At 58.9% G+C, this 19,669-nt stretch carries 21 protein-coding genes; 10 read left to right on the forward strand and 11 right to left on the reverse strand.

Annotation, left to right across the window (positions count from 1 at the left end):
- Position 1: 1 nt before the first annotated feature.
- The 7 genes from ACFQJC_RS10545 to ACFQJC_RS10575 all read right to left on the reverse strand — a co-directional run bounded on the left by ACFQJC_RS10545 (position 2) and on the right by ACFQJC_RS10575 (position 4,881).
- Positions 2-1,072 carry a hypothetical protein gene (locus ACFQJC_RS10545; RefSeq protein WP_390223291.1) on the reverse strand — a complete coding sequence of 357 codons (1,071 nt, stop codon included), beginning with the start codon at positions 1,070-1,072 and terminating at the stop codon, positions 2-4.
- Positions 1,073-1,178: 106 nt separating this feature from the next.
- Positions 1,179-1,682 carry a FlaD/FlaE family flagellar protein gene (locus ACFQJC_RS10550; RefSeq protein WP_390223292.1) on the reverse strand — a complete coding sequence of 168 codons (504 nt, stop codon included), beginning with the start codon at positions 1,680-1,682 and terminating at the stop codon, positions 1,179-1,181.
- 185 nt (positions 1,683-1,867) lie between these two features.
- A complete protein-coding gene (locus ACFQJC_RS10555; protein WP_390223293.1) occupies positions 1,868-2,008 on the reverse strand; it encodes a hypothetical protein in 141 nt (46 codons plus the stop codon).
- 25 nt (positions 2,009-2,033) lie between these two features.
- Positions 2,034-2,543, reverse strand: coding sequence for a chemotaxis protein CheD (locus ACFQJC_RS10560; protein ID WP_390225587.1), 510 nt, complete (start codon positions 2,541-2,543; stop codon positions 2,034-2,036).
- Positions 2,544-2,567: 24 nt separating this feature from the next.
- Positions 2,568-3,755, reverse strand: a complete 1,188-nt coding sequence (locus ACFQJC_RS10565) for a chemotaxis protein CheC (protein WP_390223294.1) — start codon at positions 3,753-3,755, stop codon at positions 2,568-2,570.
- Positions 3,752-4,120: a chemotaxis protein CheY gene (gene cheY / locus ACFQJC_RS10570; protein WP_390223295.1), complete on the reverse strand. Its 369-nt coding sequence runs from the start codon at positions 4,118-4,120 to the stop codon at positions 3,752-3,754. Before cheY ends, ACFQJC_RS10565 begins: the two co-directional genes overlap by 4 nt.
- A gap of 125 nt (positions 4,121-4,245) precedes the next feature.
- Positions 4,246-4,881 carry a DUF7500 family protein gene (locus tag ACFQJC_RS10575; RefSeq protein ID WP_390223296.1) on the reverse strand — a complete coding sequence of 212 codons (636 nt, stop codon included), beginning with the start codon at positions 4,879-4,881 and terminating at the stop codon, positions 4,246-4,248.
- A gap of 146 nt (positions 4,882-5,027) precedes the next feature.
- Between ACFQJC_RS10575 and ACFQJC_RS10580 the strand changes: the two genes are divergently transcribed.
- From ACFQJC_RS10580 to ACFQJC_RS10590, 3 genes are all read left to right on the forward strand, one after another.
- The gene (locus ACFQJC_RS10580) at positions 5,028-5,366 is read left to right on the forward strand and encodes an ArsR/SmtB family transcription factor (RefSeq protein WP_390223297.1); all 339 of its coding nucleotides are present in this window, start codon (positions 5,028-5,030) and stop codon (positions 5,364-5,366) included.
- A 251-nt stretch (positions 5,367-5,617) separates the two neighbouring features.
- Complete coding sequence (locus tag ACFQJC_RS10585) at positions 5,618-6,292, forward strand: archaellin/type IV pilin N-terminal domain-containing protein (protein WP_390223298.1); 675 nt, start codon at positions 5,618-5,620, stop codon at positions 6,290-6,292.
- 10 nt (positions 6,293-6,302) lie between these two features.
- Entirely contained in the window at positions 6,303-6,902 is a 600-nt protein-coding gene (locus tag ACFQJC_RS10590) for an archaellin/type IV pilin N-terminal domain-containing protein (RefSeq protein WP_390223299.1), read from the forward strand.
- 239 nt (positions 6,903-7,141) lie between these two features.
- Here the strand turns inward: ACFQJC_RS10590 and ACFQJC_RS10595 are convergent, their stop codons facing one another.
- The gene (locus tag ACFQJC_RS10595) at positions 7,142-7,882 is read right to left on the reverse strand and encodes an RAD55 family ATPase (RefSeq protein ID WP_390223300.1); all 741 of its coding nucleotides are present in this window, start codon (positions 7,880-7,882) and stop codon (positions 7,142-7,144) included.
- Between the two features lie 382 nt (positions 7,883-8,264).
- Between ACFQJC_RS10595 and ACFQJC_RS10600 the strand changes: the two genes are divergently transcribed.
- The 7 genes from ACFQJC_RS10600 to ACFQJC_RS10630 are packed head-to-tail and all read left to right on the forward strand — an operon-like array spanning position 8,265 to position 15,677.
- On the forward strand, positions 8,265-9,548 hold the full coding sequence (locus tag ACFQJC_RS10600; protein ID WP_390223301.1) for a flagella accessory protein C: 1,284 nt from the start codon (positions 8,265-8,267) through the stop codon (positions 9,546-9,548).
- Entirely contained in the window at positions 9,532-9,969 is a 438-nt protein-coding gene (arlF, locus tag ACFQJC_RS10605; RefSeq protein ID WP_390223302.1) for an archaellum stator protein ArlF, read from the forward strand. Before ACFQJC_RS10600 ends, arlF begins: the two co-directional genes overlap by 17 nt.
- Positions 9,969-10,415, forward strand: a complete 447-nt coding sequence (arlG, locus tag ACFQJC_RS10610; RefSeq protein WP_390223303.1) for an archaellum stator protein ArlG — start codon at positions 9,969-9,971, stop codon at positions 10,413-10,415. Before arlF ends, arlG begins: the two co-directional genes overlap by 1 nt.
- Positions 10,412-11,161 (forward strand): archaellum protein ArlH, encoded by a 750-nt coding sequence (arlH, locus tag ACFQJC_RS10615; protein ID WP_390223304.1) that lies wholly within the window; start codon positions 10,412-10,414, stop codon positions 11,159-11,161. Before arlG ends, arlH begins: the two co-directional genes overlap by 4 nt.
- Complete coding sequence (locus tag ACFQJC_RS10620) at positions 11,161-12,825, forward strand: type II/IV secretion system ATPase subunit (RefSeq protein ID WP_390223305.1); 1,665 nt, start codon at positions 11,161-11,163, stop codon at positions 12,823-12,825. Before arlH ends, ACFQJC_RS10620 begins: the two co-directional genes overlap by 1 nt.
- A 3-nt stretch (positions 12,826-12,828) precedes the next feature.
- Entirely contained in the window at positions 12,829-14,571 is a 1,743-nt protein-coding gene (gene flaJ / locus ACFQJC_RS10625) for an archaellar assembly protein FlaJ (protein WP_390223306.1), read from the forward strand.
- A complete protein-coding gene (locus ACFQJC_RS10630) occupies positions 14,568-15,677 on the forward strand; it encodes a CheF family chemotaxis protein (protein ID WP_390223307.1) in 1,110 nt (369 codons plus the stop codon). Before flaJ ends, ACFQJC_RS10630 begins: the two co-directional genes overlap by 4 nt.
- Before the next feature lie 156 nt (positions 15,678-15,833).
- Here ACFQJC_RS10630 and ACFQJC_RS10635 read toward each other — a convergent pair whose 3' ends face one another.
- Genes ACFQJC_RS10635 through ACFQJC_RS10645 form a run of 3 tightly spaced genes read right to left on the reverse strand, consistent with a single transcriptional unit; the run spans position 15,834 to position 19,669 of the window.
- Positions 15,834-16,700 carry a CheF family chemotaxis protein gene (locus ACFQJC_RS10635; RefSeq protein ID WP_390223308.1) on the reverse strand — a complete coding sequence of 289 codons (867 nt, stop codon included), beginning with the start codon at positions 16,698-16,700 and terminating at the stop codon, positions 15,834-15,836.
- Between the two features lie 3 nt (positions 16,701-16,703).
- On the reverse strand, positions 16,704-17,546 hold the full coding sequence (locus ACFQJC_RS10640) for a CheR family methyltransferase (protein ID WP_390223309.1): 843 nt from the start codon (positions 17,544-17,546) through the stop codon (positions 16,704-16,706).
- The gene (locus ACFQJC_RS10645) at positions 17,546-19,669 is read right to left on the reverse strand and encodes an ATP-binding protein (RefSeq protein ID WP_390223310.1); all 2,124 of its coding nucleotides are present in this window, start codon (positions 19,667-19,669) and stop codon (positions 17,546-17,548) included. The genes ACFQJC_RS10640 and ACFQJC_RS10645 overlap by 1 nt, the downstream gene beginning before the upstream one ends.

The following is a 19,669-nucleotide window of genomic DNA, read 5'->3' on the forward strand; positions in this document are numbered from 1 at the left end:
TTTATGTGGACGACTCCGCGAGGCGACGAGCGATTCTGTAGGCACCTTCTGCGGCGGCGAGGTCCGGCCGGTCGGCCGTGACTGCGGTGATATCGCGTCCGAGTTCGTCGCTCAGTCGCGCTTCGAACTCGTCGATGATGCCGGGGAGGCACGCCATGCCACCCGTCACGACGACTGGGCGGGCGAGCGCGAGTTGATACGGTTTCATGTACGCGTTCGCTAACTGCGAGAGGAAGTCGTTGGCGAGTTCCGCTACGACCGAATCGAGGTACTCGTCGAGCGGGTCCATCACGCTCCGTTCGATAGTGAACTCGTGGGACCCGCCACCGGGTTGCTGAACGACGTCGGTGAACGGTTCGAAATCGCCGAAATCGCCGTGCACCTCTTTGTATTCGCGGGCTGTCGTCGTGTCGATGTTGACACGGCCTCGTGTCTCTTCTTCGACGGCACTGGCGATTCGTCGGTCAACATCGTTGCCAGTCGCCGACTCAGAGACGAACGGCGCGAGTTGTTCACCGTGTCGGTACGCACAGGCTTCGAGACTGGTCGCGCCGAGATTGACGGCGACGAAGATGCCGTCGATTGCCTCCATCCCGTCTCCCATCGCCGGGAACGCGCCACAGAGCGATTCGGGGAAGCTTCTGACGAACGTCTGGCCGATGGTACTCTCTTCGATGACCTCGTTGAGGTTCACCAGTCCGGGTTCGTCGTCGATAGTCGGAATCGCGTACACGACACCACTCTCGTCAGGCAATTCGTGGTTCTCGCACAGCTCTTCGAAGAACTGACCGGCTAACTCGGCACGACGCTCGTCTTCCGGGAGTCCAGAACGAAGCGGGAACTCGACGCGGTCCGGATACTGCCGTGCCGCCTTTTCACCGTAGCAGACGCGCTCGTCGCCGGTGACGGGGTCTTCGTACGCCGCGAGGCAGGTGAGCGTTCGAACGGTTTCGATGCCGCCGTCGCCGTCGGGATACGCGAGTACCGTTCTGGTGCTCCCCAATTTCACACCGATTGGAACGGGACCGCCCACGTCCGTTCCGCTCTCGTCAGTTCCATCAGCATCTGCCATACAGTATGACAAATAAGCGACTTTGCAAAGCTGTATCGGTGACTCTTCTATCGTAAAATAGTTGAAATAAAATTCACGAGGGCGTTTGTAACCCGAGGCAGTGCGATTAGACCATCGATGCGAGTCGTGCGATGTAGATGAGACTCAGCAAGTGGTCGTCAACGTCGAGTTCGTCTGCCTCTTCGACATCTGCAGTGAATCCGAGAAGATAGTTCCGCAGTGTCTCTTCGACATCTGGCGTCAGCCATTCGACCGACTGGTAGTATCGAAGCGCATCCATCGCTCGCTTGAAACCGCCTTTCAAGACGAGGAATTCGAGCCAATCGAAGACGACGCGTTCGGCACCGTACTTGTCCGGAAGTGACGTGAGGTACGGTTTCTGGACGGTGTGGTCGTCACCACGCCCAGATTGGTGTACCAGTAGTTGTTCGAGTTGGCTCGAACGGAGGGCTTCCGACGCAGAGCCACGGCCGGTGTCGTACAGCGGGTTGTCGAACCGGAACGGTCCGCGGTCCTCGAATCGGGAGAGGTTCCCGTTCCGAAAGCCGGTGGCCTCGCGGGCGATGCGTCGAAGTTCGTCTGGGTCGTAGTCGTCCGGGTCCAAATGCATGGTATCCTCGTTGAGACGGCACGATTCCCCGAGTCCCCCGACTCGGAGCGGTGGCGCAGAACGCCAGCCGATGTCACACGCGTGCATCGTACCGTATTGCTTCTCAGATTCGAAGGCGGTGACATAAAACTACGCGAGCCGATATCACAATTGATAGTGGATGCGGGCTGCTCGGCCACTCCCGCTCACATCACGTCGCCGCCGTCCGCCTCGAAACGGTCGAGGGCCCTAATTCCGGATTCGAAGAGCACCATCGGCAGTCGCGTCGTGTCCGCGGTGAGCCTCTCGGCGCGTGCGCCGCTCGATGCGACATCGACGAGCGGCAAAGAAGAGATGAAAACCCGAGCCGAATCAGAGTTCGTACGTGCCGGTTTTGGCACTTCGAACCGTGAGCGTCCCAGTTTCGCCGTCGAGTTCGAGTGAGCGTCCGTGGGACCCACCGACGTCTTCGGCGACGATGTCGATGCCAAACTCCGAGAGGGTCTGACGGGCGGCATCGACGTTTCTGTCGCCGATGCTTTTGCCGTCGTCGGTCGAAGCGAAATCGAACATCGTACTCCCGCCGGCGAGTTTTGCGGTGACGTTCGACGTATCTGCACCGGACGATTCCATCTCCGATAGTAGCAACTCGATGCCCGTATCTGCAAACTTCGCGGGAGTGGCGTCCCCGTCCGAAGTGGGGAGCATCGCGTGCGCAAGCCCAGCGATGGCCGCGTCGGCGTCGTACAGAATGACGCCGATACAGGAACCGAGACCGCTGGTCGTTAGCACCGCGCCATCGGTACCGACTGCGAAGTCTGCGATACCCACTTTGATTCTGGCCGGGGTTGATTGTGAGGTGTCCGTGGTGTAAATTTGCATTGCCATGAGTCTCCCGCAGATGGGTTAGACCGCGGGTGAGAGTTGTTCGAGCGCCTTGCGCAACTCGTTCTCGTCGGGAAGCGCATAGATGTCGCAGGTGAACTCGTCGTTCGACGTTCGGATGGTCGAGTCGATGAGGAACGCGTACTCTTGCGACATGGCGAGTTCGGTTGCCAGCGGGTCGATGATTGCAGAGCCGAGGTCGTGAACGTGCGTCGGTGGAGAGATGTCGATCGTCGTTTCGAGCGCGTTTGCCCAGCCATCGAGGAACCCGGAGGTCACGATGTTTCCGATCTCTTGGATTGCACTCTGCCGCATCGCTTCGTCGCCTTCCATCCCCGGGAGGAGTGCGCTGGCGATGCTGTCCGCCGACGGTTCGTCGAACAGGATTGCGATGTAGCCGCTCGGCATGCCCATGAATTCGAGGACGACGCCGCGGCGGACGCCGTCGGTCAACGACATCGGAACGCCTTCGATCGGGACGAAGCTCAACCGACTGACTTCGACGGTCGTATCGATGCCCGTCATCGCAGTGATGTCTTCGGACGCCTGGTTCGCCCCGTCGGAGATCATCTCCGAGAAAGCCGCGAACGACTCCACCGGAAGTTCGTCGTCGTTGCCGCTCGCCTCGACGATAGTCTCGATAGAGTTCGCCGAGGGGACCATGTAGAGTGCGAACCCGATCGCATCGTCCGCCGCCTCCAGTTGGTTGCGGAAGACGAGGATGTGTTCCTCGTCGCTCTCGTCGTGTTCGAACCCTTCGGGTTCGAGTTCCGACAGCGGGTCGTCGGTGTTCTGATCGACGTACGTCGGCGTCGTGATATCGATACTGGTGTCGAGGTAGTCGGCCCATCCGTCGATGAACCCCCCGAGCATGATGTTCGCAACTTCTTTCAGACTGCTCGTGGCGAGTTCGCCGCCCGGTTCGGCCTCCGCGCCGGGAACCAGTGCTTCGACCAGACGCTCGGCAGATTCCGGAGAGAACGTGAGGATGGTCTGTCCATCCAGTCCGCCACTGAATCCGATGCGGACGCTGACGAGGTTGCGCTCGTCGAACTCCTGTTCGACGTCCTGTTTCGTGCTGAGTTCGACTTTCGTGACGTTGACGTACGTGTCGATACCGGCGAGTGTGGTCAGCGAGCCTGCTGCCTTTTCGGCGCCGGAGTGTGCGAGACGGCTGAACGTTCGGAGCGACCGTACGTCGAGATTCATGCCTCGGCCTGAATGACGTCAGCGATAGCCTGGAGGACGTTTGGCTTCTGGAACGGCTTGGTGATGTACCCGTCCGCGCCAGCCTCCACGGCTTCGCGCATCTTCTCTTCTTGCCCGACCGACGTACACATGATGACCGAAGCGTTCGTATCGAGCGACTTGATTTCAGACGTTGCTTCGATTCCGTTTCGAATCGGCATCACGACGTCCATCGTGACGACATCCGGTTCGAGTTCACGGTAGAGTTCGACCGCCTCGACACCGTTTTCGGCCTCGCCGACGACTTCGTGTTCTCCTTCCAAGAGCTGTTTGAGGAGGTTCCGCATGAACGCAGAATCGTCCACGACCAGTACCTTGCTTGCCATAGTAGCCACGTTCCGAAAATCAGACTATAAACCCTTCCGCCCCATTATCATCCCTGATACGGTTTCTACCGTTTCACAGATGATAACCGGGTCGAAACGAACACCGAAAACCAGAGGGAGGGGCGTTATCGCGTTCGATTTGGCGGGAACGATGCACCCGATCGTTCGACCGAATCGAGCAGTTCGCCGATGGAGTCCGTCCGGTCGAGTCCGTGGGAGTTGGCGAGTGCCTCGATCGCTCGTCCAGGGTAGGTCACCTGAACCTCCGATGCGAGGAGGAGAATACCGAGGACTTCGTCCGTTGGAGTCTCCCCGTCACTCACCGTTTCGGCGTACCACTGGACGAGAGACCGAAAGACGTCGGTCACCTCGTCGGATACTGCTTCGTGCTGAGTGACCGTTCCATCGACGAGTGCGGTTATCGCAAACGCGTATTCGGACTGGACTGCACCGACGCGTTCTGCGAGTAGTTTTCGAGCGAGAATCGCACGCTTTCGTGGGTCTTTCGGGAGGACGATACTCGGAGTGTTCTCTTCGGGTTCGTCGTCCGAAACTGGTTCGTCGTCCGAAGTTGGCTCGCCGTTCGAGTTCTCTTCGGGAGTTTCGTCTTCCGGTTTCCGTGGTCGGTTTTCCCCGGTCGAAATGACGAAACGCTGCTTGTCGAGTCTGACGACTCGCTCGTCGTGGCTGATATCCAAGTCCTTCGACCCGACTACCCCCTGGTCGCGTCGCAAGTCGCCGCGACGTCCATCCTCAGCCATCGGACGAACGTCGGAGTGGTAACATATAATCCCATCGTCGCTGGCGCACAAAGACTAGATTTGTTTACACGACTATCGCCGGGATGAATTTGCCAGCAAGGTAACCAACACATTGACATGCCGAGCGCACCGACAACATTCCATCTATGGAGTCTGACAGGACCCTTGCAGCGTTGGGAAATGAATACAACCCTGACATCCTACGCGCAGCTGAGGAACCACATTCGGCACAAGAGTTCAGTGAGATGCTCGATATTCCGATTGCGACGTGCTATCGACGAATCGAGGAATTGACTGCGGTAGGGCTCCTCAAACTCCACGACCGCGTGCTCTCTGACGAACATCGACGAACGAACGTCTACCGTCGAGAAGTAGACGAAATCGTCGTCAGGTTCGACGACGACGACTACACGGTGACGGTTACAGAGCGTCCAGAAGTCAAAAACAAACTCGACGACGTTTGGCGAAAGATCGCACAAGAATAACTCCTTCCTGACTCCGCGCACAACCGCTCTCTGTTTCTACTGGCGAGTCGATAGCTCGTCCCGAATAGTAGTCGATGGCTCGTCCCGAACAATTGTAGTCTCACGTGCGTGCGCGATGTATTATATCAAAATCCGTAACTGCCATCCAGTTTCAGAATTGATATTCGGGTCCGTACCGTTATGTATCAACTCCCCAAGTGGGCGTTTGAGGGTCGCCGCACGTCCGAGTGTGGGACCACCAAAGACAACCCATGTTCGAAAATATCAAAGAAGACCGGGGTCAGGTCGGTATCGGGACCCTGATTGTCTTCATCGCGATGGTTCTCGTTGCTGCGATCGCAGCAGGTGTTCTCGTCAATACGGCGGGATTCCTGCAGGCGACCGCTCAGGACGCGGGCCAAGAAAGTGTTGACAAGGTAACTAATCGTCTCGATGTCGTCAGCGTTCACGGTATGGTGAACGACACCAGCTCCGGCTACGCCGTTGACAGCATCAACATGACGGTCCGCCTCGCTGCAGGCTCCGGCAGTGTCTCGCTCGAAGACACCTCCATCAAGTACCTCAGTGGCACGACGGCAGAAAACCTCGTCTACAAGAACGAGACGACGACTGCAGATGGTTCGACGCTCCGCAGCGTCAACGCGTACAACTCTAGTGGTGCTGACCAAGGTCTGAACAGTACTGAGTTCACTGCACACAAGCTCGAAGACGGCGGCGACACGTCGTTCCCTGTCCTGAACAACCAGGCAGACCGGTACGAGATTATCATCAACGCATCTGTCGTTGAGCAGAACGGTGAAGGTATCTCGACGGGCGACACGGTGAAACTCGAAATCACGAGCCGATCGGGTGGCTCCACGCAGGTTATCCTGACGATGCCCCAGCAGCTCGCTGGCAAATCGGACAACAACCCGGTGGCCTTGTAGGTGAACTAATATGTTCGAAAACATCAAAGAAGATCGCGGTCAGGTTGGTATCGGGACGCTTATCGTCTTCATCGCAATGGTTCTCGTCGCAGCAATCGCGGCGGGCGTCCTTGTGAACACTGCTGGTTTCCTCCAAGCAACTGCCGAGGACGCCGGTCAGCAAAGCGTGAACAAGGTTACGAATCGCGTCGAGGTGCTCAACAGCCACGGTAACGTTGGCAACAGCGAAGACATTGCAAACATGACGCTGACCGTTCGTCTCGCAGCAGGTTCCGACGCTGTGGACATGAACGAGACGTCGATCAAGTACTTGAGTGAGACGGAGGTCACGACGCTGACCAACAGTTCCTCACAAACCGCCAATGCAACCGAGTTTGCCCTGACGCAGGTCACTGACGACGACGGTTCGTTCGGTGTCCTCAACAGCATGAACGACCGCTACGAGGTCGTCATCAACAGCTCCGCCATCGAAAGCGGTACTGGTGGTCTCTCGACGGGTGAGACGGTCAACCTCGAAATCACCTCCCGTACGGGCGGTACGACCCAGGTTATCCTGACGATGCCTCAGCAGCTTGCAGGCAAAGACCCAGGCGAACCTGTCGAACTCTAAGCACCGTTCGCTGACTTTCCTTTCTTCCACTATTCACGTCCAGTGAGCGGCCGCACTGCCGCTGCACTGCTGGCAGTCCGAGATAGGGCCACAGACGGCGTGGAGTTACCCGACCGGACCCCACAACGGAACTGAGACACTCCGGTTCTACCGGGGCCTCACGACGAGACAGACTACTGCACGACGTGGGGGACAAAAGAACAACTGAGAAACCGACTGGACAGACCGAAACGCCGCGTCTACTCCGTCTCTTCGCCGAACCACGGTGGTGACTCACCGACCATCGAGAACCCGGCAGCTTGTTCGTAGATTTTGATGCCGCCGTGGGCAATCTCTAACGGGAACATCGAGTTTTTGATGCTCTGCTTGCGCATCTTTGCGACCCAGATGTACCGGTTACTCGTCGCACCGGCAGGACTCTGGATGAGGTAGATGTTCCCGTCGGTGAGGAAGTTCTCTAACCCAATGTCGGTCTCTGGGAAGATTGCGGACTGTTCGGTCGTCAAGAGCGACGTGAGTTCGCTGTTCTTCAGGATGTCGATGAACTTCAGGAGGTACTGTCGCTGCTCCTTTTCGTCGTCGAAAAAGAGCTGGAACATCGTGAGCGAGTCGAGCACGAGACGGTCGTATCCCGTGTCCTGCAAGTCGTCGAGAATCCGATCGAGGGTGGACGAGAAGTCGCCATCGCGGAGGAGTGTGCGCTTGTCGTACACCTTGATGTCGCCCGCTTTGACGTACTCGTTCCAGTTGTCGAATCCAATCGACTCTGCGGCTTCACGAATGTCGTCTTCTGTCTCTTCGAACGTCAGATACAACCCTCCTTGGTCGAACTTATCGACACCGTTGTAGAGATACTGGAGTCCGAGGATACTCTTCCCCGTACCGGGGTTCCCGCTGATGAGTACTGCAGCGTTCTTTACGATACCCCCGTTCAGGATAGAATCGAGTCCTTCGACGCCGGTTTTGATCAGTTCTGTCATAGTTGGAATGGAGACGAGTGTCGCTGTCGAACGTTCATCGGTGCCGCCCCCGGATAATTCTTCTTACCGCCGTTAGGTGGCGTTAGATATTTATTACGTCCGGATGGGTAGTAAATTCCGCAATTTCGTAATATCTCTTCTGATAACGAGACGGGAAGTTTCATGTATTGACTTACGTACTTTGCACCAATGTTACCTGTTGCCCCGACGCCGTCAGCCCTCCCCAGCTGGCCTGACAATCGGGCGGGTGACAGCCCGTCGTTCGTTCGGACGAGCCGGCGAGCGACACGGAAGTTCTACTCCCGCAGTAAGAGTGGAGTTGATGAATCGAGGCCGATAAGCCACGAATGCTGGGAATCAGACGGATACCGAAGAGGAATGTATGTCATCAGATGACGGACTAGGATTCGAGGAGGACATCGACGACCTCTCCGACGAGTTTGGTGACTTCGGCGACGACCTCGACGGCGGATTCGACGACGACGAGTTCGGCGGATTCGACGACGAAAACAACGAGGAGCTCGCAGAGCTCGAGGATCGCGTCGGCGAACTCGAGAACGAAGTCAGCGCCATCTCGTCACAGATGAACACTGTGAGAGAAGAGAACAAACAGATCGGAGGGACCGTCGAAGAACTCGACGACACCATCCGAAAGCTGCTGGACATCTATGAGATGGTCACGCGCGGTATCAACCCGTTCGTCGATGACGCCCGCGAGATGGGTGGTCTCGACGCGGGTGGCGCGTTCGGGCTTTTCGATGCCGAAGCCGAGGAAGAAGAACACCTCGACCCGGAAGTCGCCAACGCGGACGCAGAGAGTTTCTTCGACGACGAATTCGGCGAGCTAGATGCAGAAGACGAACTCGAAGAAGCCGAACTCGCGGCGAAAGACGAACTCGAAGATGCCGAACGTGAAGACCCTGCAGCCGCCCTCGGCGAAGACGAAGAAGAACCCGACGACGAAGACGAAAGCGTCGGCGGGTCGAGCTTCGACGACCTGAAAGAGCAGTACGAGGAGAACGAGGGCTGGGACGACGACGAAGAGGAGGAAGACGCCGACGCCGAAGAAGAACTCCTCGACGAAGACGCCAGCGTCGAAGACGAACTCGAAGAAGAGTTCGAGGAAGTCGAGACGGAAGAACCGGAACTCGAGGCCGAGGAAGCTGACGGAGCCGACGACGCCGACGACGACGTTGCAGACCCCCAGAAGACGCTGGAAGAACTCGAAGAAGAGTATCGGTCCGCGGCGGCGGCCAAGCACGGTGCGGAAAACGTCCCGTCGCCGAAACCGATTTCGGAACCCGAAGAACCCGTTCAGACGCCGCCTTCCAACGCGTACGTGACGCACCTTCCAGGAAGCTACCTCTCGGAAGTCATCGTCCTCGAGTGGGTCGAACATCTCGTCTCGGCGGGCGGCGCGCTCGGTGCCTCGCGGGCACTCCGTCAGTACCGAGAACAAGAGTGGATTTCGCGTTCCGTCGAGAACAAACTCAACACCCACGTCGCACAGGTCTCGGCGTCTGTCGATGGCGGAGACGGACTCGAAATCGAAGACCACCAGACGAGTCTCGTGTACGTCAGCAGACTCGCCGACGACGCACCAGACGGTGGCCTGTTCGAAGAGCTGGTCGCATACGGAGGAATCCTGGATGGGATTCGGAGTTAGTGGCTCGACTGCGATTATCTTCCTCGGGGTTCTCATCGCAACGGGAACCCTGTACACAGCGACATCTAACGCGAGCGAGAACCTCCTCGAAGCGCAAGATGCAGACGCAGAACAGGCACTCGAACGAACGAACACGGAAATCGTGATTTCGAACGCGACGTACAACGCCTCTGGCAGCGACTCCCTCGTCGTCAATATCACGAACACCGGTGCGACGACGCTCGAAGTCGATGAGACGACGTTACTCGTCGATAACGTGTACACCAACACGTCGGGTGTAACCACCGTTGACGGAAATCAAGCGACCAACCTATGGTACCCCGGTGAACATCTCGTGATGAATGTCTCACTCGGCAGTGCCCCGGGCAGGGTCAAAGTCGTCACCGGAACCGGCGTCGCGGCGACTGAGGAGGTAATCTAATGGCAGACGTTTCGGTCCCCAGCCTCATCTTGTTCATCGCAAGCATCGTCGTCGCCGCCGGCGTCGCTGGCGTCCTCATCGACACCGTCGCGGGCATCAGCAACTCGCTCGACGACCAAGGTGGTGACGTCAGCGCACAGATCAAGACAGACATCGAAGTCATCAGCGACCCCGAAACTGGGGTCTACGACGGAAGCGACACCGTGACCGTGTACGTCAAGAACACCGGCTTACGAACGCTTCCAGCGACTGGTGACAGTTTCGACGTCATCGTCAACGCCTCGTACCAGTCGGACGTCAACGCGTCCGTCGTCGATGGCGACGATTGGCGTCCCAGCAACGTCATCGAACTGACTATCAGCAACATCAGCCTCCCGCAAGGCGACCACCGTCTGAAACTCATCGTTGACGGTGACGAGGAGGTGTTCGACTTCCGCGTATCATGAGTAGTAATCAATTTTCCCTTGGGCTATCTGGACACGACCGTCTCGAAAAAGAACTGGGCGGGGGCATCCCGAACGGTGCAATCGTCCTCATCGAAGGCGACTACGGTGCCGGAAAGAGCGTGCTCTCACAGCGCTTCAGTTACGGCTTTTGTGAGGAAGACACCGTCGTCACACTCCTCTCGACCGAACTGGGCGTCCGCGGGTTCCTCGACCAGATGCACTCGCTGTCGTACGACATGGTCAACCACCTGCTGAACGAACGAATTCTGTTCTTACAGGCGGAGATAGACAGTGGCGGAACGCTCTCCGGCGGCCCGTCGAAAGAGCGAAAGCAGTTACTCCGCCGGATGATGGACGCCGAGAAGATGTGGGAAGCGGACGTCATCATCATCGACACGTTCGATGCAATCCTCCGTAACGACCCGCAGTTCGAAGCGCTCGTCCGGCAGAACGAAGAGCGTCAGGCGGCGCTCGAAATCATCTCGTTCTTCCGCGAGTTGACGACGAAAGGCAAGACCATCATCCTCACAGTGGACCCGTCGTCCGTGGACGACAGTTCTATCGGTGCCTTCCGGTCGATTGCCGACGTGTACTTCGAACTGGAGATGGTCGAGGTCGGAAACGACGTCCGGCGTAACATCTTCGTCAAACGGTTCGCAGGAATGGGTCAGCAGGTCGGTGACCGAGTCGGTTTCTCGGTCCGGTCTGGAATCGGCATCGTCATCGAATCGAGGAGTGTTGCCTAATGGCCACAGACCACGGCTCGGCCCGCCTCTCGGACGACCTGAAACGCCTGGCGATGCAGTGGCCGCATCTGCGTGACCACCTCAAGCGCTTCCGACAGATTACGGGCGAGTTCCCGATGCTCGTTGACGACCCCGGCGATTACGAATCTCGCCGCCCGAACATCATCTACTCGCTCGGTGGGCCGGTGTTTTGCCAGATTTACGGCAACTTCGGTGAGACGACCAAGTACTACACCATCGAACCGGAGTTAGACGAAGACGAGCGCGAGACGTTCATGCGGGTCAAAGACAAGTTGCTCGAACGCAGCGTGTCGAAACCAGCGCCCGAAGAGAGCGTCGATTACGAAGAGCGCATCGACGAACTCCTCCAGGAGATAATTCACATCGAAGGCGAAGACCGAGGGCCGCTCGGAAAGGTCGCACAGCGCCTCGACGTCGCCGGTATCGAAGTCACAGAAGAGGTCTACGACAAGATTCATTACCGCCTCGTCCGCGACATCGTCGGTCTCGGGCCGCTCGAACCCATCATGCGCGACCCGGAGAACGAGGACATTCACGTGATCGGTCCCAACCAGGTTGACGTTGACCACGGGACCTTCGGCCTGCTCGAAACGAGTGTCGAGTTCGACAACGACGACCAGTTCGACAACTGGCTTCGCAACATGGGTGAACGCATGGGTGACCCGGTTTCCGACGCCCACCCCATCGTGGACTCGACGCTCCCCGACGGGTCGCGTATCAACATCATCTACTCCGACGACGTGTCGCTGAAGGGGTCGTCGCTCACCATCCGTCAGGGTGACGACGTTCCGCTGTCAGTGTTCCAGATTGCGAAGTGGGGGACGCTTTCGCCCGAGTTGGCGGCGTATCTCTGGATTGCACTGGAGAACGAGCGCACCGTGTTCGTGGTCGGTGAGACGGCATCCGGGAAGACGACGACGCTCAACGCGATTCTGTCGTTCATCCCGCAGTCGTCGAAGATTTACACCGCAGAGGACACTGCCGAGGTGCTGCCGCCACACGACACGTGGCAGCAACTCCTCACGCGTGAAGGTCGGGGTTCCGACTCCGAGGTGGACATGTTCGACCTCGTCGCGGCCGCGCTGCGTTCGCGTCCCGACTACATCATCGTGGGGGAGGTTCGTGGCGAAGAGGGTCGGATGGCGTTCCAAGCGGCCCAGACCGGTCACCCGGTCATGCTGACGTTCCACGCGTCCGACATCGTTTCAATGATTCAGCGTTTCACCGGTGACCCCATCAACGTCCCCGAGACGTTCATGTCCAACTGCGACATCGCACTGTTCCAGAATCGGGTGAAACGCGGTGACGACATCTTACGTCGTGTGACGAGTGTGCAGGAAATCGAGGGGTACTCGAAGGAGATGGGCGGCGTCGTCACGCGCGAGGTGTTCTACTGGGACCCCGTGCAGGACGAGATTATCTTCCAGGGGATGAACAACTCCTTCATCATGGAGCAGAAGGTCGCAACCCTCCTCGGATACGACGACACGCGGAAGATTTACGAGGACATCAAGTTCCGAGCGGAGTTGATTCGCCGGGCCATCCAAGAGAACGTCCTCGGCTACCACGAAGTGAACGAACTCATCGAGGACTTCTTCCGCGACGGCACGGAAGGACTGCCGTTCGACATGGCGAGGGTGTAACACATGAGTGGGGAGACCAACGCGACGGTGCAAGCGGTTCAGGTTCGAGACTTCTTCGACGACATCGTCGAGTCCTACGAGAAGATGCCGATGGAGTTGCCTCGGTACCTCCTGTTCGTACTTGGACCGGCAATCGTGTTCTTCGTCCTCTCGATTATCGGCGCGATTGCGCTGCCACTCCCCGTCCTCGTTCGCATCCCGATTTTCATGCTCGGCGTGTTGCTACTCGGGAGTGCCGTTCTCTACCCGCGCCTCTTAGTCGAGCAGACGCGCCGCGGCCTCGAAAACCAGATCCACCTGCTCATCACGCACATGACCGTCCTCTCGACGACGAACATCGACCGTGTGGCCGTCTTCCGCACGCTCGCGCGTGAAGAAGAGTACGGTGAGTTGGCGACGGAGATGAACCGTATCGTCCAACTGGTGGACGTGTGGAACCAGTCGCTCGACGACGCGTGTGTCCGCCGTGCACGCGAAGTACCGTCGAAGCCGCTTTCGGACTTCCTCGACCGTCTCGCGTACGCAATCAACGCCGGGCAGAGCATCGACGACTTCCTGCTCGGCGAGCAGACGGCGATGATTCAGAAGTACATCACCGTCTACGAGAGCGCACTCGGGAACCTCGAGGTCATGAAAGACCTGTATCTCTCGATGATTCTCTCGATGACGTTCGCCATTATCAACGCCATCGTGCTCCCGATTCTCACCGGGACGGACGCGACGATGACGATTGCGGCGGTCATCGTGCTGTTCGTCTTCGTGCAGTTGGGGTTCTACTTCGTCATCCGGACGATGTCGCCGTACGACCCGCTGTGGTACCAGCAACGAGAGTACCGGACGAAAGCCGACCGCCAGATAGACATCACGCTGTACGGCGCGGTCGGTCTCTCCGTCGTGATGGTCCTGCTTCTCGCCCTCGGGACGTTCAACCTGACGCTCGTCGGCGAGACCATGCGCCCGATTATGATGGATATCCCGGTGCCGTTGCTCCTCGCAACGCCGCTGACGCCGCTCGCGGTCCCCGGCATCGTCGCCCGCCGCCACGAGAAGAAGATCAACGAGCGCGACGAGGAGTACCCCGGCTTCATTCGCGCGCTCGGAGCGTCCGAGACGGCGAAACAGAGTACGACGACCGACGTGTTGGAGACGCTTCGCAAGAAGGACTTCGGCAACCTCACCCGAGAGATAAACCGCTTGCACACCCGTCTCCGGATGCGTCTCGACCCCGACCGTTCGTGGTTCTTCTTCACCGCCGAGTCTGGCTCCTACCTCATTCAGAAGTTCAGTGAGATGTACAACGCCGGTCGGTCGATGGGTGGGAAACCCAAGCAACTCGGCGAGCTTATCAGTCGGAACATGAACGAGATTATCAAGCTTCGCCAACAGCGCAAACAGTCTACGGTGACGCTCATCGGTGTTCTCTACGGGATTACGGCCTCGGCATCGTTCGCGTTCTTCATCGGACTGGAAGTCGTCGAGATTCTTGCGACGTTCTCGACGCAGATGAACCTCGATAGCCTACAGTTCGGGACGCTCATCTACGCGGGTGTCTACGACGTGCCGCTCATCGAGTACATGCTGAGCCTCATCATCTTGTTCAACGCCCTCCTCTCGTCGCTGATGATTCGGATGGTTGACGGGGGCCACAAGGCCAACGCCTATCTCCACTTCGTCATCCTCGTTTGGGTGGGGTCGAGTATGGCAGTCGCCACCTCGTCGCTCGCAGGAGCGCTGATTAGCATATGACTGACGACACACAGGAACCAGAGGGACAGACGGCGGACGATGCGAAAATCGTCGCTAACGCCCGCTCGAACGCGGTCGAAGGCGGCGACGTAGCGAAGAGCGACCTACTGCAAGCGTACCGTCGGCAAAAAGAGGAACCGGAACCAAAGGCGACCGAAGAAGAAACTAAAGCGGAGCGTGAGGCCCGCATCCGACGGACGTCGAGCGGCGAAGCCATCGTCGTCGATTTCGTTGCGAGTTTCGTCGCGGGCGGGAGCACGGCGTTCGAACCGGTCAAAGGACGCGTCCTGATGAGTCAACGGCGACTCATCCTCGCCACCGGAAAGTCGAAGAACGCCATCCCAATCACGTCGATTTTCGACATCGCGGTCGGACAGGTGCCACCCGAAGTCGAGGACTTCTTCGATTACACCGTGATGGTCGGCTACATCACGGGTCGCCAACGCCGAACGACGGTCATCGGTGGCGACCGCGAGACCATCGAGAAGTTCTCGCTCTACTTGTTCCGTGCGGCACTCAACGGGTCGCAAGCGACGGTGAAGCACCCAGCACGGGTCGGTGGTCGCGTGATGGACACCGAACCGCACGAGTCGGGTCTCCACCTCGACTACGAGGCGGTGACGTTCCCGGACGACGAGGGACCACTCACCGAGAACGGCGAACCGTTCCACATCGATCTGGCGAGCGTCATCTTCTTCGAGGTGCTCGAACGCACCAACGACGACGAGCAGAAAAAGCTCGTGCTCTCGGTCCAACACGTCGAACAAGGTCAAACGGTGACCTCGGAGATTTCGCTCAAGTCCCGCCGAAAGATGAACATCCTCGGCCGGTATCTCAGACTCGTCTACCACTGGATCAAATCCGACGTTCGCAACATCGAGGTCACAGAGCAAGAACTCGAAGTGCTCGTCGGTCTCTACTCCGCGGGTGAGATGGCCGCCGAGGTTGACTTCAGCGAACTCCTCGGGGTCGAACAGGAGGTCCTCGATGCCAAATTGGAGACGCTCCACGACGAGGGTCTCATCGGCGACGACGAACTCCCGACGTCGCTGACGCCGCAGGGTCGGTTCGTCGTGAACGAAGAAATCGAAGACGTCAACGTCTGATCGCTGCCGTCCCGTCTGTTCGTCCTGTTTTCACTGGTTGTTTCCCTCCCGGTGGCTCTCACGTTCCACGCCGCGTAGTCACTCCAGCGGATACGTCCGTAGAGTCGTGACTCGTCGGTTGGCTTCGTTCGCTACAGAAAACCGGCCGAAGAGTCGTTACTGTTGTTCGATTGCGTCGGATGCGATACTGCGGCCGCGGGCGTTGAGCCTGACTTCGCGTCTGACGCGAATCTCTTCGACGACGTTGTGGTCGATGAGTCGCTGAAAGAGCGCTTCGACCTTCTCGACGTCGATTCCCAAAAAGCCGGGGATGTCGAACGGTTCGACACCCGAGTAGAGCGCCGTCAGAACCTGCTTGTCGGTCTCACTGAGTTCGATAGAGGTCTCGGAGAGTTCCTCGCCCTCTCGAAGCAGGGAGTAGAGGAACGAGATTGCGCGCTTGGGACCGGAGATGTACGTCTGTAAACTCGTCCCTTCGTCGTCGGAGTGCTCGACCTCGATGACGTTACGGTTCTCTTCGATAATCTTCCGTTCGCCGGTCTTGATATCGCCGATGTCGTCGAGGCGGATTTCAACGAACTTCCCGCTGACGGTCGCCATGCTCACGGCTTCCTCTTCGACTTTGAGCCGGCACTTCTCCCACTCGGTGTTCTGGACGACGCCACCCGCGACTGCGGGGTGACGAGTGAGGAAACTCTCGGCGTTCAACAGCGCACCGAAGAAGTCGATTTCGAACTCGTCGTATTCGACTGGCGCGAGCAGCAAGACGCCGCTCGGGATGTGGATACTGAAGTAATCCGAGACGGTAGCGATGCGCTGGTTGACGTCGAATCGGCCGCCGAGCGATTCGATGCTATCCAGTGGAATCGTTCGTTTTCCGCCCCTTCCGGCGAGCACCAATCGCTTGTTCGAGAGGAGAATGCGGCCGCTCGTCCAGTCTACGTCGTGGAGTTCACGACCGTTTTTCACGACCTGGAGGAAGCGCCCACGCGTGTCACCAAGTTTCTGTTCACCGGGTTGCATCGGTCACCTTCGAGTGCTTTCGGGAGTGCCTTTGTAGATTCGGAGCCGTTTTTCGACCGGCTCGAACTGTTTCCGACACGACGGCGGAATCGTCTCTGTCATCCCAATCGTCAGGTAGCCGTCGTCGTCGAGCGCAGAACCGAGCGTCTCGAACACCGCGCGCTTCGAGTCGGCGTTGATGTAGATGAACAGGTTCCGACAGACGACGAGGTCGAACGTCCCCGGCGGGTCCTCGCGGATGAGGTCCCGTCGTTTGAACTGGACCATGTCCCTGAGTCGGTCTTTGACGCGGAACCACTCGTCGTCTTTCTCGACGAATCGCTCCCAGCGGTCCATCGGGTCGAGTTGCTCGGCCACGTCGTTCGTCTCCGAGGCGCGGTACTCTCCCTTGCGGGCGGCACGGAGTATCTCGCGTTTGATGTCGGTCCCGACGATTTCGACGCGTCGTTCGTCCACGTGGTCGTCGTCGTGTGCGAGCATCGCAAGTGAGTAGGCTTCACGCCCGTCCGAACACGCGGCACTCCAAATTCGAATCGGGTCGCGGCGCGACCCGCTCGCACTCAAATCGCGTAACACGTCGCGGAGTGCTTCCCAGACTTCGGGATTACGGAAAAAGCTCGTCACGTTCACCGAGAGAGCGTCGAGGAGTGCCTGCTGTTCTTCTTGTTCGTCTTCGAGGAGCGCCTGGTATTCGGCGTACTCATCGACGCGACGGCGGCGCATCCGTGCGGAAATCCGCCGGTCGAGGTACGCGTCGTTGTACGAACTCGTTGCGAAGGCCAGTTCGTCCTCGATGTACGTGAGCAACGTCGTGAACGCCCGGTCCTCTTGACGCGACGAGACCATCAGTCCGCGGCCTCCTCCGCCGTACTCGGGAGTTGACTCGGGTCGAACTCACGCATCGTCTCTTTCCCACCCTCGGGGAGTTGGAGCGTCGAGATATCCAGAATCGGAATGACGTTTCCGTCGCCGATAACTGCGGTCCCGGAGAGTCCCCCGACACCGGAGAGGGGACCCTGCAACGGCGTCACGACGACTTCTTCTTGTTTCGTCACGCCGTCACAGTGGAGTGCGACCTGTCTGTCCTCGGGTCGAATGCGGACGACCATGCCGTCGTCGGGTTCTTCGGAGTCGATTTCGAGGGCTTCCCGGAGTCGAATGAGCGGGAAGATGGTCTCTTCGTGGACGATGACTTCCGTTCCGTTGACCGTCTGAACGCGGTCACGGCGGCTAATCTCGTCGATGTACTTGATGGGCACGCCGAACTCGCGGTCATCGACCTGCACGAAGAGGACTTTGATAATCGCAACCGACACCGGCAGGCGGATGTTGAACGTCGTCCCCTCGCCGGGTTCGCTCTCGACGGAGACGGAGCCGTCGAGCGATTCGACGGTGGTCTTCACGACGTCCATGCCGACACCGCGGCCCGAGACGTCCGTAATCTCGTCGTTGGTCGAAAAGCCGGGGTGGAAGATGTAATCGAAGACTTCCTCGTCGGGCATCTTCTCGAGTTCGCTCTTCGTGGCGACGCCCTTGGAAATCGCTTTCTGGCGGACGGCGTCGGCGTTGATGCCGCCGCCGTTGTCTTCGACGGTGATGATGACCGTGTCGTGTTGGCGCTGGGCGGAGAGTTTGATGGTCCCCGTCCGCGACTTGCCGGCGGCCTCACGCTCGTCCGGTGACTCGATGCCGTGGTCAACGGCGTTCCGGAGCACGTGCATGAGCGGGTCCGAAATCTCGTCGAGGATGGTTCGGTCGAGTTCGATGTCCGCGCCCTCGACTTTGAACGAGATGCGCTTGTCCTGTTCGCGGGCGATGTCGCGGACCATCCGCGGGAACTTGTCGAACACCTTCTTCAGCGGGATGAGCCGCATGTCCATGACCGTGTTCTGGAGGTTCGACGAGATTTTGTCGAGTTCGTCGAGGCTGTCGAGCGCGGTGTGTTTCTCCTCGTCGATGGCGTTGCGGAGTTTGATACGACTCGTCACCAGTTGCTCGACGAGTTCGTGGAGTTCGTCCAGTTGGTCCACATCGACGCGGACGGACTTGACCGCCTGAATGGAGCGGGCTTCGTTCGCGTCGTCGTCGTCCGAGTCGCCTTCGTCGTCCGACGCTTCCGCGTCGTCGGTGTCTGTCTCTGCGTCTGCCGCTTCCGCGTCGTCGGTCTCGACTTCGTCGCCTGCGTCGTCAGCAGTCGCGTCCGAGTCGGCGACGTCGATGTCGGCATCGAGCACGTGCGAGACGTCGGTCGTCTCGACTTCGCTCACCTTCCAGAGACCGGAGAACTCGCTCGCAACCTCGTCGGGGGTGCGCCCCTCGACGAAGATGTGAACGTCGGCACCGAACTCGCCCGCCTCGATTTCGTCGCGCGGCGGGCTGGTTCCGACGACCGAAATCTCTTCGGGGATACTGCTGAGGAAGATTCCCGCATCGACGCCTTTCATCTGTCCCGTATCGAGTTCGACGCGGGCGTGAGTCAGGTCGGAATCGACGCGTTCGAGGGCAACGGTGTCGGCGACGAGCGAGTCCAGGTCGAATTCGTCGGATTCGGCCTCCTCAGTCGTCGCCTGTTGCGGGTTTCCCTCCGAGGCCTCCGCTTCGACGGCGGCGCGAATCTCTTCGACCGTGCCCGTCGGGTCGGTCGAGGATTCGCCGTTCTCCTCGATTTCGTGGAGAATCTCGACGATGAGGTCCATCCCGTCGAAGACGAGGTCCATTCGCTCTGCGGTGACTTCGAGTCGGTCGTGTCGAATCTCGTCGAGGAGGTCCTCGACGGCGTGGGCGACCGTCGCCGCGTTGTCGAAACCCATCGCCCCGAAGTTCCCCTTGAGGGTGTGGGCCTGCCGGAAGATGTCGTCGATCGCGTCGGTGTCGTCCGGGTTGGATTCGAGCGACAGGAGTGAGTTGTTCAACTGCGTGATGTTCTCTTCGCTTTCGGTGATGAATGCCTGGTAGAGTTCTTCGTCCAT

Origin of the sequence: Haloferax namakaokahaiae, from assembly GCF_042663225.1 — an archaeon.
In the GTDB taxonomy this organism is placed as follows: Archaea; Halobacteriota; Halobacteria; order Halobacteriales; family Haloferacaceae; genus Haloferax; species Haloferax namakaokahaiae.